Origin of the sequence: Campylobacter concisus (genome assembly GCF_003048675.2) — a bacterium.
In the GTDB taxonomy this organism is placed as follows: Bacteria; Campylobacterota; Campylobacteria; order Campylobacterales; family Campylobacteraceae; genus Campylobacter_A; species Campylobacter_A concisus_F.
In genome coordinates, this window is record NZ_CP060707.1 from 237,365 (window position 1) to 250,699 (window position 13,335).

Here is a 13,335-nt window from a genome sequence, read left to right on the forward strand (position 1 = left end):
GGGATAAAAAATGCCACTTCAAAAAATCGAACTACCAAAAGAAGAATTCACATTTTCGGATGGGCAAAAGGTCTATTTAAAAGCCCCTACTCTGCTACAAATCCAATCCGCCACAAAAAACGCAAAGGGTGACGAGATCGAGCAAGCTAAAAATTTACTCGTTGATATGAGTGACGGCGAGTTAAATAAGGAGTTTTTAAACTCATTGCCGATAAGCGAGTGGGTCGAGCTTAGCAAGACGATAAGCGGATTTATGGGCGTTGATGTAAAAAACTAATAGAGGGGATTGCGCTAATCACGCACTCCCTAAATTTTACACTATCCGACGTTATGGGATTAGAATTTAACGAATTTGTAGATTATTTTGAGATCGCAAAACGCTTACATCAAAACTAAAGAGCGGCGTTGCTGCTCTTGCTCTTATAAATTTTAGCAATGACAAAAAGCACAAGCAAGGGCACGCTTATATACCAAAACATGCAGGCGATTAAGCCACCGACCATGAGAATGATAGGGAGCATAAACCCAGCCAAAAGAGCGCCTAAATAATCCATTTTAACCACCTTGTATAAAAATCACTAATATTTTACTAATATCAAAATAAAAAGGCAATATATGGCACAAGAAGCAACATTAACCTTTAACATGGAGCTTAAGGGGCTAAATAATATCTTAAAAGCCGTTGATAGAAGCACTATAAGCCTAGGCGATAAGCTAAATGCAAACATAAAATCAGGCATAGAAAAGTATAACACAGCCTTGCAAAAGCTAAAAGTTGAGCCGTTTCAAAAAGCAGGCTTTCACACACAAATGGCGAAGCTAAAAGAAGACCTGCAAAGAGCCACAAAAGCCAAGATCCGCATCGATATGGACGAGGCAAAGCAAAAGCTAGCAAATTTAAAAACCGAGATCGTCGCAAGCGTGGCATCAGTAGCAGCGATCGCAGCACCGATCAAAAGTGCGATTGATTTTGAAAGCTCGATGGCAGATGTAAAAAAAGTAGTTGATTTTAAAACGCCAGATGAGTTAAAGGAATTTTCAAACCAAATTTTAAATATGAGCCGCGATATACCGCTAAGCGTAAATGAGATAGCATCAATAACAGCATCAGGCGGACAGCTTGGCATAGCAAAAGAAAATTTAATGGACTTTACACAAACGGCGGCAAAGATGGGAGTTGCTTTTGATATGAGCGCCAAAGAAGCAGGCGATAACATGGCAACACTTATGAATATTTTTAATATGAGTGTAGATGGCGTTAGAGGGCTTGGAGATACGATAAACCACCTATCTAACAACTCAGCATCAACGGCAAACAAGATAGTAAATGCAGTAGGTAGGATCGCAGGTAATGCAAAAGATATGGGGTTAAGTGCAGATGCGACAGCTGGACTTGCGAGTAGTTTTATCGCTCTTGGCAAGCAGCCAGAAGTAGCAGCAACGGCAATAAACTCAATGCTTACAGTATTGAATAACGCCGATAAAGCAGGTGGCGATCTCGAAAAAGCATTTAAAAGCATAGGGCTTAGCGGTAAAGAATTAAAAGCACAAATTTTAAAAAATCCACAAAAAGCGCTAACGGACTTCTTGCATACACTCTCAAAAGTCCCAAAAGAGAAAAAGACTGGCGTTTTAACTACTATCTTTGGCAAAAATTTTGGGGATGATATTTCTTTGCTAACTGGTGCGATAGAGAACTTTGATAAGGCTATGGCACTAAGTGGTGACAATAAACGCTTTGGGTCAATGGAAGCGGAATTTCAATCAAGAAGTGATACTACGGAAAATAAAATTCAACTAATGAAAAACGCGTTAAATGAGCTTAGTGTAAGTTTTGGTAGGGTTTTTTTACCATATATTAAAAGAGGAGTAGAAAAAATCACGGAATTTATACAAAAAATAACCGAATTTGTGCGAAGTAATGAAGACCTAGTTAAAAAAATAGGTTTTAGTGTAGCTGCTTTTTTCGGCTTCAACGTGGCAATGACAACACTAAAAGCATCATCGGCGATTTTGACGCTCTCACTTGGTGGATACCGCCAAATTTTAATGATGTTGCCTTTTGATTGTTTAAAGCTAAACGCATCTTTGTCGCAGTGCAATATCTTAATGAAGACAAAGGCGATGCTTTCAGGGCTTGTCAATAACAACTTAAAAAGCTTTAGATTGGCAAGCAGTGCAGCAAGTGGCGCATCTCTAGGATTTGTCGGAGGGCTTAAAAAGATAGTTTTAGGCTTTAGAGCGCTAAGCCTTGCATTTTTAAGTAATCCCATCGGTCTTGTTTTAGCAGCGATCGCAACGGCTGGAGCGCTAATCTATAAATATTGGGATCACGTAAAAGCTTTTTTGTTAGGCACATTTGAGGCACTTAGTCAAAATTGTGGGTGGCTCACAGATGCACTTAGTGGAGTTTGGAATAATGCCATAAAGCCTATTTTCTCAGGCATAGCCTCACTTTTTGAGCTACTTTTTAATCAAAGCAACGCCACATCCGAGGAGCTTGGCGCAGCAACAAACGCAGGGCGAGAGTTTGGGAAATGGATGAGCTATGCTTTAAATATTATTACATTCCCACTTCAAGCAGTATGTAACATTATAAACGCAATAGCGCTTATAATAGACATAGTGAGGCTTAAATTTAGCACATGGATCGAAGAAGCAAAAAGCCTATTAAATGACCTTTTGGCATTTTTTCAGCCAGTAGTTGATGCATTTAATAGTATTGTAGATGGCTTTAAAAATCTCGATATAAGTGGCGGTTTAAAAGATATGCTAGGGGCTAAGGATGGAGCGGATCGCAGTTGGTATAACCCTTTAAATTTATTTTACGATAGCAAGCCAAAAACGCAAAGCACAAGCGGAGCGATAAGCGAGAACGCGGAAGCTAAAAGACAAAACGCAGCGAACAATAAAAATCAGACTATCAACGACAACAAAGTAGTAAATATCACGATGAGCGGGTCAAACGCCACGCCGCAGGCGGTAGCCAAAGCGGTGCAAAACTCGAGCTATAGTTATGGCGACTAAGGGGTAGATATGAGGATAATAACGATTGATAAATATGTTTTTAGCATAGATGACAACGTCGCAGGTATAGAGAAAAATTTAAGCGTAAATTACGACAAGAAAAACACGATCACAAGACCAGTATATACACATCTAGGCGGATATGATGAGGAATTTAGCTTTGAAGCTACTATATTGCTCGATGACGTGCTTAAATTTAGCGGATTTGAAGAGCTAGTAAAGCAGGCGATACCGCTTAAAATTTCAGCTTTTGATCTCGTGCGAGGCAACTATATACTTATCTACTCGATGACACAAAGCACCGATAACTTTGTCAAACTCTTTTTTAATGGCATTTGGTATTACACAAAAAAAATCAGAATTTCAGGCTATTTACTATGAGCGATTTTAATCAATTCAGCAAAGAGGTCACAAGGGTATTAAGAAACGCGATGAATAGAACGCTCACAAAAGTATCAAAAGAGCAAAGAGAACTAATCGCAAAAAGAGTATCAATCAAAAAGAGATACCTTGATAAAAAGCGTCTTGTAAGACGCGGAGCAAGGGCAGATGACCTAAGTATCAAAATATTTGCCATGCCAAAAGCTATAACGCCTTTCATGCTCGAAGCTCACGCAAGACCAAAAGGATATGACTACGGCATACCAAAGGGGCGGCATTTCTATGTTAGGGGGCTTACCAAAACAAGGCAGAACAAAGGCAACACAAGCGGATTTTTGACAGGTCAGGCAGTGGCAAAAGATGGCAGGAGCTTTTTTTATTTACGAAAACTATCCGATCTTGACACAGAGGCACTAAAGATAAGCGATGCAGTGTTAGCTAAGGCAGAGTATATATTTTCGCAGGAGTTAAAAAAATGAAAATTTATATAGCAAAAGATGACGAGAGCATGGACATGATATGCTTTAAAATTTACGGCTCTTTAGATCAAAACGTTTATAGTGAATTTCTAAGAGAAAACGAGCATCTTTTACACAAAACAAAGCTAAAAAGTGGTGATGAGGTAAATTTACCAAGCATCGAGCCCCAAGAAGAAAAAAAGGCTAAATACTTATGGGAATAGCAGGATATAGAGCGCCAAAAATTAAAATCTTATATAACGGCGTAGATAAAACGGATGAGATACCATGGATCGATATAGGCATAGACGACTACGAGAGTGACGAAAGTGATGTTTTAAATGTGCTTATGCACTGGAGCGCACCACTGCCAAGAGAAGAAGACGAGATTAAAATTTATATTGATGGTGCTTTTTTGGGTGATTTTACGATTGCCACGATAAAGTATAACTATAAGCAAAGCTACGAGATCGAGGCAATATCGGCAAATTTTTTTAAAGCTTTTCGCGAAAAAAAGAACCGAACTTTTAAAGCTCAAAGCTATAAAGAAATTTTAAAATCGATAGCCAAAGAAAACGGCTATAACATCAAGATCGATTTTAGCCGAATGGACGAGGTAGGCGACATCGAGCAATACGACCTAAGCGACTGCGCGTTTTGTAAAAAGATAGCCGATGATCTCGAAATAACCTTTTGTGTGAAAAATAAAACGCTCATTTTTATAGACAAAGACAAGGATCATGACCGAGTAGAATATACCATAACCGAAGACGAGATCATCGATCTAAACTACCAAATCAATCACACAAAAAAGTATAATGCTTGTGAGATAAAATGGTTTGACAGCGAAAAAAATAAATCAGTCGTCTCAAAGGTAGGAGAAGGAACACCAGTGCTTAAATTTAGCGACTTTGCACGTGATGAAGCAGAAGCACTATCAAAAGCAGAGGCAAAGCTAAAGAGGCAAAAAAATAGCGTATTAGCTGGCACCGTGTCGATACATGGTCGCCCATTTTTTGCAGGTGGGTATATTAATATCAAGCTCAAAGACGAGCCAAAAACGCTAAGAGCGATAATATCAAAGATCACGCATAGCATAAATAATAACTGGCTTAGCACTATTGAGTTTTTTTAACACAAAAATGTTACAAATGGAAACGAACCGAAAAAATAAAATATTTTTACGGAGTTAAAACGGAGTTAAGCAAAGCTTAAAGTGTTAAGTGCTAAATTTTCGGCGTTTTTATGCAGTTTTGCGGTCTCTACACGGGGCACCATCTTTTGGCCCATTCGTCTAGCGGTTAGGACACCAGCCTCTCACGTTGGTAACACGAGTTCGAGTCTCGTATGGGTCACCATTTTTTTCTAAATTTAACTCAAATTTTTAAAATTTACTGCTAGTGCAATAAATTTGACTAAAAAATGTTTAAAATTTCTTTCTATTTTTATAAAAGGTAAATTTGTTTTAAAAAGCTACCAGAGTTGCATATGTAGAAAGCAATGGAGCGCTCGTTTTCCACAGTAAAAATATTCTATATTTGTTTTTCAGTAAATTTTACATCTATGGATTATAACGCTTTCTTTATTGCTTGCTAATATGCGAAGCAATTTTGGGTATTCAAATAGTAGAAATTATATCACAATGCCGTATTTTTAAAAATCTCATAATTATTTCATGAAGGTCTAAAAAAACTTGTTTTTAATAACGGGGGAAGTGCTTGAGGTTTTGTAAAAGATTTTTAGGCGAAAACGGATCAGCAATTTATAAAAATCTAGAGATTACAAATAATGATGAAATCATGACTGCTGGAGTTTGACATTTTCATTAAATCTTCTAGAAATACACAAATTTAAAATTTAGCTGCAATATAAATTTGATAAATTTGCTGATTTTGACTTGATAAATTTGACTTATAAGATAAAAGGGGTAGGACGCATTAAAATACGCCCTTTTATAAATTTAAGATGAAAACTTGCTTGATCTTAAATTTGATCTATTTTAGCTCAAACGCAAGTGTTGCAGCGATCGTCTCATCATCACAAATTTTTGAGTCAGCAAACGGCATTTTATGCACAGTTTGCAGTAGCCATTTTCCAGGTTTAAGCGCAAGCACTTCTATCGTACCATCTGACTCAGTTTGGCCGTGAAATGCGCTTTTTTCTTTCAAAAAGCCATCAAATGTTCCATCAAGTGTAGCATTTTCTAGTGGTTTGCCTTCAAATAGAATTTTCACTTTAAATGGCACGCCCACTTTGAAATTTGCTGGATTGTCAAGTGGGACTATCTCTAGGCGTTGGTTGGACGGCTTTGTGACTGAGCTATCTTTTGCGTTTTTATTTATGACGCCTTTTGCGCTCATGCTCGCTTTTTTGCAGTATTTGGCGTCCTTGATGTCCTCTTTGGTTTTGCCCATGTGCCATGTGCCATCGCTCGCTTTTGTCCAAAACGTAGGCTTGTACTCGCCAGCTATAAGGTATGAGCCGTCCTCTAGTTTGGCTCTTTCATAATGGTAGTTTTCGCCGCTTTGTTTTAGGCTCAGTTTTTCGCCATTTTTGTTTATAATGTATGGGGCTTCAAATAGTCCGGTCTTGTTGTCTGGGATCTTTTCAACAGTTGGGAAGTCGTCTGCGTAGCCGATATCAACGCTTGTTACCTCTTTGCTGCTTCCAAAAAGCCAAAATTCGTGAGCTAAAGAGTGACTGCTAAAAGCCGCCAAAGCCAAAAGTGCAAATAAATGCTTGTTCATTACATATCCTTTCAGATTAAATTGTCTATTTTTCTATTTCTAATATATGTCACAAAAAAATATTGTTAAATTTCTACATGACTAAATTTTCGCTATTTACTTAACAATTTAGTAATCAAAAACTGATTTTATTCATTTAAATTTATAAAATAACATAAGTATTAAAAAAATACTTTTAACAACTGAAATTACGAGATATAAATCAGTTGTGCAATTATATCAAAAATAATAATTAATATCAATATAAAATTAAATTTTATCCACAAAGGGATAAACCAAAAATAAATTTTGTCTTTACCATTTATATAACTAAAAAGTTTTATTTCTGAAAATATTTTATATAAAAATTCTTTTTTCTCATTATATTTTAATATTTAATTAAGATTATATCCTTTATAATGTCACTAAATTATTTTTAAAAAATATAACTTTATAGTTATTTCCAAGGAAGGTTAAGATGAGAACTCTCTTATCTTTAAGCATGGTGTGTGCTGCGCTACTTGCTAATGAGACTAATCTAAAAAACGAGTTAAACAACGAAGAGATTAGGGCGAATATGGCAAGCTCTTTTAACGAAAGCTCCAACATAAATTTACTTAACGAAAAACCAACTTCAGAAGGTAAGCTAAATTTAAACGAAACCCCATGCTTTAAAATAGATAAAATTTCACTTCTTAGTGAGAACGAAGTAGCTAGCTTTAATGCTAGTAGTGGTGCTGATGAGGCTATAATAAGAAAAGCTTATAATACAAACTACTCTAAATTTAACTCTATTTTAGAGGCTAGCTTAAACAAGCTTGACTTTAAATCTGGCAGCTGTCTTGGCAAAAACTCTATCAATCTAATCATAAACTCTTTTAATAACGAGATAATAAAAAGTGGCTATATCACTTCAAGTGCGAGCCTAGTTACAAAGAGCCTAAAAGATGCCAAGCTAGAGTTTGTCATAAATCTTGGTCTAATAGATGATATAAGCATCAATGAGCTTGACACTCAAAGAAATAGAGCGAGCCTATTTAGCGCATTTGGTGAGTACTCTCATAAAAATAAAGTGGCAAACATAAGAGATATCGAGCAGGCTCTTGAGTCACTTCAAAACGTCTCGAAAAATGACGTTAGTATTAAATTCTTACCTTCAAATAGAGCTGGCTTTTCAAATATAGTGATCACTAGAGTTGATAGCTTCCCTCTAAAAGCTGCTATAAGCATTGATAACCTTGGCTCAAAACAAAGCGGCAAGTATCAAGGAATGCTAAATTTAAGCACGCTAAATTTACTTGGATTTAACGAAATTTTTAGCTTCTCACGTGGCAAAGATATATTTAAAAAATATGAGGTCACAAATAAATTTAATGGCGCTAGTGATCACGGAGCTTCAAATAACTACTATTACGGCTTTAGTATCCCATTTGGCTATTTCATGCTTGAGTATGAAAAGAGTAAATATGACTACGCCCAGATCATAAACGCAGCCTACAACCTCTACACATATAAAGGTAGAAGCGAGAGTGACTCACTAAGCCTTGCTTATACATTTTATAGGGACTCAAATTTTAAAAATAGCGCCTATGTAAAGCTATTTAAGAGAAAAAATAAAAACTATCTAGAGGACTACGAGCTAGATAACCAAGCTAGAAGAAATGCTGGATATGAGGTAGGCGTAAAAACAAGCTACAACTCATATAATCAAGCTTTTAGCACTAAGCTAGCTTATAAAAAGGGCACTGGGATATTTAACTCACAGCCTGATCCTTTAGAGGATAGTGGCGAGGCAACATCTAGGTTTGCTCTAATAAATTTAAACCTAAACTACAAATATAAATTTGAACTTCCACTAAGCTACGATCTAAATATCAACGCAAGATATGGTCTAAATAGACTAAGCTTGCAAGATAAATTTAGTATCGGTGGATACTACAGTGTTAGAGGATTTGACGGGGAGAGCTCGCTTGTTGGAAATCACGGAGTAAGCGTAAGAAATACCCTCTCATATAACTACTATAAGAGCAACTCTGTCTATGCAGGGCTTGACGCTGGCATGGTAAGAGCCCCAAGTAGTGGCATAAAGGATAAAAACACCCTTGCAGGATACGCCATAGGTCTAAGAGGCAGCATAAAAGCCTACAACAACCTAAGCTACGACATATCTGTCTCTAAACCTATTTATAAACCAAAGAGCTTTGAAACTAAATCAACAAATGTAAATTTCATCATAAGCTACGAATTTTAAGGATAAAATATGCTAAAGAAAAACCAAATTTCAAATGCGCAAAAGCCTAGCCTTTTAACCATAGGCTTAAATTTCTACGTAAGTCTCTCTTTGCTACTTGGTACTATGCCTGCCCTTGCAAATGAGCCAAGTATCATAGCTGACCCAGGTGCTAGTAACCGCCCTGATATACTAAAAGCTCCTAATGAGACGCTAATAATAAATATCACAAACCCTGATAGCAAGGGCGTCTCTATAAATGAATATAGTAGATTTAATACGCCAACCACTGGCACTATCCTTAATAACTCTAATAAAAACATAGATACAAAGATAGCTGGCCAGATAGATGCAAACTATAGGCTTACAAAAGAGGCAAGCCTTATTATCAACAAAGTAAATTCGGCTGAGAAATCATCTCTAAAAGGAAATTTAGAGGTTGCTGGTAGCAGAGCTGATGTGGTCATAGCAAACCCAAATGGCATAAGCGTAGATGGTCTAAATATGATCAACTCTCGCTCACTCACACTAACAACAGGTAATATCAATAAACTAAGCCCCAAAGAGATAGAGCTAATATCTAATAACTCTATCGACATCGTAGGGGACGGCCTAAACGATAAGAGTAGCGACTATACAAATGTCATCTCAAATGCTGTAAATTTAAACTCAAATATCCACGCAAATGAGCTAAACATCATCGGTGAAAAGGCGGTTGCTTCAAGCAAAGATAGACTTTATAACGACGTAAAAACTAAAAACCAAGAAAACAGCTTTAGCCTAGATAGTAGCGCGCTTGGCGGTATGTATGCTAATAAAATCAAACTAGTTGGCACAAGTAACGGCGTAGGCGTAAATAATAACGGCCTAGTGATAGCAAATAACAACATAGAGATAAGCCTTGATGGCGACATAGTTAATGCTGGCGCTATCGCTTCTAACAAAGATGTTAAGATAGAGGCAAAGACTATAACAAACAAAGATGAAGCGCTAATAGGTGCAAAAGAGAGCCTTAATATAAAAGCAGACACTTTGGTAAATACTTCTAGTCAAATTTATGCTAAAGATATAAATGTAGAGGCTAAAAAGCTGGTAAATAACTCAAGCTCGCAGGCTAGGGTGGATACAGTGCACAAACAAGGCACTATGCACCTAAAAAAAGAGGGAGTAAATAGATATAAGCTTGGTGTAAATTTAAAAGAGCTAAAAGAGAAGATAAGCACCAAACTAGCTAAGAAGCTAGGCAAAGATATAAGCGAGCTAGATGAAAACGAGGTAAATGAGTTAGTATTAAAAGAGGCTGCAAATAAAGATGGCGCTCTATATGCTCTAAATTTACACAAAGACTCGCATCTAGTTGGCACTAGCCAAAAGATATTTCATAATCTAAGACTAGACTATGATACAAATGAGGTTCTAGTTGATACTAGTAGAGCAAAGAATAATGAACAAAAAAGAACTATCACATATAGCATAGTTAAAGATGTGCTAAACGAAGATGATAAAGCCAACTTCATCCCAGGTAGCATAATAGCTAACAATGATATAAATTTAAATGTAAATGATGTCTTAAACGATAAGAGCGTTATATATGCTGGAGGAGATCTAAAGCTAAATAGCGATAATGTAGAAAACATAGCTCTAATGCTAAATAACCACGTAAATAGCTATAGCGTTTATAAGTGGAAAGAGAAAAAGAAATGGTATAGAGGTGGAGGCTGGAAAACCAAAGGTGGAACAGGAAAAGTTTTCAGTTTCTCATACACAGATGTTGGCTTGCCAGCAGTATTTGCAGCGGGCAATAATATAGTAGGAAGCACGCAGGACTTTTCAAGCTACGCACTAAATGATGATATAAAACTAGCAAATGTTGATCTAGATAAATTCTCTGAGCCAATATTTAATAGCCCAATAATTAAAAACCTAAATAGAAAGGTGAAAAACCAAGGATACTACTACAGCCTTGATAGTATAAACTCTGCTTATATAGCAAATATCCTTGACAGTTTATATGAAGCAAGAAATGAGAGCATAAGTAAATTTAAAAAAGAGGCCAAAGACAAAAACGTAAAAGCCTCAGCTTTAGTAATGGCAAATAACATAGAGCTAGACGCTAAAGGCAACATAAGCCTAGCTGGAAGCGTAGTGGCTGATAGCTTAAATCTCAATGCAGATAAAAAGATAAAGCTAAAAGGTGCAGATCTAGCAACTAGTAGAGATGCTAACATTTTGGCTAATGATATAGAGATAGATAGCTCTGATCTAAAATCTAAAAATCTAAGCTTAAATGCAAAGAATAATATAAATTTAGATCAAAGCAAATCTCAGTTTAGCAAAGTCTCTAACCTAGAGGCTACAAACGATATAAATTTACAAGCTGGCAATGACATAAAAGTATCTGGCTCAAATTTAGATGCGAGTAGAGATATAAATTTAAACTCAGGCAATAATATAGAGATAAAAGCAGATGAGTTTAGCTACACTCATCATGTAAGCTCTAAAGGGATGAAATTTGATGAGAGTGTAAAAAGAGTAAGCGCTGCAAATTTAAACGCAAATAGCGACATAAATTTAAATGCTAAAAATACTCTTTTAGTCTCATCAACTCATCTAAACGCACTAAAAGATATAAATTTAAATGCTAGTGATATCATACTAGCAGCGCAGTCAAACACTAGCGAAGCAACAGCTATAAATAGCTCTAAATCACTCCTTTCTAAAAAGCAAACCATAGATAGCGCCGTAAGCTCAGAAGTAGTAAGCACTAGCCTAAAATCAGGCAATAATATAAATTTAAACTCAGCTAATGATATATATCTAGTATCATCTAAGCTAAAATCAGACAAAGATATAAATTTAAACTCAAAGAGCAATATCCTCTTTGAAAATGGCTACAACGTAGAGGCTAGCTCTCATACTTCTAAAAAGAGCAAGATATCTTTAAATCCAAACGCATTTTATAAGAGCAGCTTTGATCTTGTTGCAAATGGCAGTAAAAAGGCAGTTTATAGCACTATAGACTCAGGCAATGATATAAATTTAAATGCCAAAAGTGCTCTTAGCCTAAAAGGTGCAAACCTAAACTCTGGCAATGATACAAATTTAAACGCAGAGCTTATAGCTATATCAAACACAAATGATGAAAGCTACCATAAAGAGGAGCATAAGAGTAGCAGAGTAGGTATCTTAAAGCCTAATGAAGTGCTAAAAGATATCGTTGTCGATCTAAAAAGAAAGCTAAACCCTCTAAAAGAAGCAAAAGATAAATTTAGCTCACTTAGCACACCTACATTTGTAATAGGAAAAACATCTACCAAATTTGAAAGCAATAGCCTAGAAGCTAAAGCCACTAACATAAAAGCTGGCAATAATATAAATATCAATGCCAATAAAGATATAAACATAGTAGCCTCAAATGTAGATGCTAAAGAGAACTTAAATTTAAAGGCTAATGAAGCGATAGAAATTTCATCTACAAATAGCATCTCTAATGCCAAGTCAGAATCAACCGCAAGAAAAATCCTAGGCAAACAAAGCGCGTCAGCAAGCTCAACAAATGAAGAGGTTGTTAGCTCAAATTTAAACTCCAAAAACATAAACATAGCCTCAAACCAAGATACTACACTTATAGGCTCAAATATCAGCGCAGATGAGAGCTTAGATATAAAAGCTGATAATTTAAATTTACTCCCAGCATCATATAGCCTAGAGAGCTCATCTAAATTTAAAGACTCAGGCTTTGGCGATCTAATGAAATCAAATGGTGAAGAGAGTAGCTCAAACTATAACCTTGCTACAAGCACACTATCGGCAAAAGATATAAGCCTAAGCTCAAATACCATAAACGCTCTAGCATCTGTAATAGAGGCTACTAATGTAGATGTAAATACAAAGCTTTTAAATTTAGTCTCAGCAAAGAGCACATCTGTAAATACAAGCCTAAGCAACAATGCAGGAGTTTTAACAGCTACTATAAAAACAAAAGGCAAGATAGAAGAGATAGAGATACCTGCCATCATCAAAGTAAAAGATAAATTTACACTAAATGGTAAAGATATAACAGACAAGCTAGACACTACAGCCTTTAAAGCCATAAACGACTCTTTAAACTCAGAGGAATTTAAAGAAGGAGTTATAAGAGAGCTAAGATCAAACTCAAATACCCCAATAGATGAAGAGACAATAAATCAAGTAAAAGCAGTTCTAATATTAAAGAGTGGGAAGATAAGACAACTACTCTTAGCGGTATGGGAGCTCTAATAATAACAGCCATCGTTACATTCCTAACAGCAGGAGCTGGAACCGCTGTAGCTGGAGCACTTGGAGCTGCTGCTAGCTCAACCGCAAGTGCAGCCATATCAGCTATGACAACAGCTGTCATAGCAAACTCAACAGTCCAACTAACAAACAATCTCTTATCTCATGGCAAGGTTAAGTGACGCATCATCCCTAGCTAAATCAGCCATTAGTGCAGGGGAGTAGGGACTCATATGTTAGTAGCTATATATCAAGT

General features: G+C 36.3%; 11 protein-coding genes and 1 tRNA gene. 10 read left to right on the plus strand and 2 right to left on the minus strand.

Going from position 1 to position 13,335, the window contains the following annotated elements; translation table 11 throughout:
* The first annotated feature begins 10 nt into the window (after positions 1 to 10).
* On the plus strand, positions 11 to 277 hold the full coding sequence (locus CVT00_RS01275) for a hypothetical protein (protein ID WP_103644884.1): 267 nt from the start codon (positions 11 to 13) through the stop codon (positions 275 to 277).
* A gap of 115 nt (positions 278 to 392) precedes the next feature.
* Here CVT00_RS01275 and CVT00_RS01280 read toward each other — a convergent pair whose 3' ends face one another.
* The gene (locus CVT00_RS01280; protein WP_159071282.1) at positions 393 to 554 is read right to left on the minus strand and encodes a hypothetical protein; all 162 of its coding nucleotides are present in this window, start codon (positions 552 to 554) and stop codon (positions 393 to 395) included.
* A 61-nt stretch (positions 555 to 615) separates the two neighbouring features.
* Between CVT00_RS01280 and CVT00_RS01285 the strand changes: the two genes are divergently transcribed.
* The 6 genes from CVT00_RS01285 to CVT00_RS01310 all read left to right on the plus strand — a co-directional run bounded on the left by CVT00_RS01285 (position 616) and on the right by CVT00_RS01310 (position 5,224).
* Positions 616 to 3,027 (plus strand): phage tail tape measure protein, encoded by a 2,412-nt coding sequence (locus CVT00_RS01285; RefSeq protein ID WP_107915665.1) that lies wholly within the window; start codon positions 616 to 618, stop codon positions 3,025 to 3,027.
* 9 nt (positions 3,028 to 3,036) lie between these two features.
* The gene (locus CVT00_RS01290; protein WP_103601962.1) at positions 3,037 to 3,408 is read left to right on the plus strand and encodes a hypothetical protein; all 372 of its coding nucleotides are present in this window, start codon (positions 3,037 to 3,039) and stop codon (positions 3,406 to 3,408) included.
* On the plus strand, positions 3,405 to 3,887 hold the full coding sequence (locus CVT00_RS01295; protein ID WP_107915667.1) for a hypothetical protein: 483 nt from the start codon (positions 3,405 to 3,407) through the stop codon (positions 3,885 to 3,887). The genes CVT00_RS01290 and CVT00_RS01295 overlap by 4 nt, the downstream gene beginning before the upstream one ends.
* Positions 3,884 to 4,090 carry a tail protein X gene (locus tag CVT00_RS01300; RefSeq protein WP_107915669.1) on the plus strand — a complete coding sequence of 69 codons (207 nt, stop codon included), beginning with the start codon at positions 3,884 to 3,886 and terminating at the stop codon, positions 4,088 to 4,090. The genes CVT00_RS01295 and CVT00_RS01300 overlap by 4 nt, the downstream gene beginning before the upstream one ends.
* Positions 4,081 to 5,001, plus strand: coding sequence for a phage late control D family protein (locus CVT00_RS01305; RefSeq protein WP_107915671.1), 921 nt, complete (start codon positions 4,081 to 4,083; stop codon positions 4,999 to 5,001). Before CVT00_RS01300 ends, CVT00_RS01305 begins: the two co-directional genes overlap by 10 nt.
* 148 nt (positions 5,002 to 5,149) lie before the next feature.
* Positions 5,150 to 5,224: transfer RNA gene (locus CVT00_RS01310), tRNA-Glu, on the plus strand.
* 636 nt (positions 5,225 to 5,860) lie between these two features.
* On the opposite strand, the gene CVT00_RS01315 is transcribed toward CVT00_RS01310, so the two are convergent.
* Positions 5,861 to 6,613: a DUF4198 domain-containing protein gene (locus CVT00_RS01315; RefSeq protein WP_107915673.1), complete on the minus strand. Its 753-nt coding sequence runs from the start codon at positions 6,611 to 6,613 to the stop codon at positions 5,861 to 5,863.
* Positions 6,614 to 7,070: 457 nt separating this feature from the next.
* On the opposite strand from CVT00_RS01315, the gene CVT00_RS01320 reads away from it, so the two are divergent.
* Genes CVT00_RS01320 through CVT00_RS01330 form a run of 3 tightly spaced genes read left to right on the plus strand, consistent with a single transcriptional unit; the run spans position 7,071 to position 13,261 of the window.
* Positions 7,071 to 8,843 (plus strand): ShlB/FhaC/HecB family hemolysin secretion/activation protein, encoded by a 1,773-nt coding sequence (locus tag CVT00_RS01320; RefSeq protein WP_107915675.1) that lies wholly within the window; start codon positions 7,071 to 7,073, stop codon positions 8,841 to 8,843.
* A 9-nt stretch (positions 8,844 to 8,852) separates the two neighbouring features.
* Positions 8,853 to 13,082, plus strand: coding sequence for a filamentous hemagglutinin N-terminal domain-containing protein (locus tag CVT00_RS01325; RefSeq protein WP_196376867.1), 4,230 nt, complete (start codon positions 8,853 to 8,855; stop codon positions 13,080 to 13,082).
* On the plus strand, positions 13,070 to 13,261 hold the full coding sequence (locus CVT00_RS01330) for a hypothetical protein (protein WP_196376868.1): 192 nt from the start codon (positions 13,070 to 13,072) through the stop codon (positions 13,259 to 13,261). The genes CVT00_RS01325 and CVT00_RS01330 overlap by 13 nt, the downstream gene beginning before the upstream one ends.
* Positions 13,262 to 13,335: the final 74 nt, after the last annotated feature.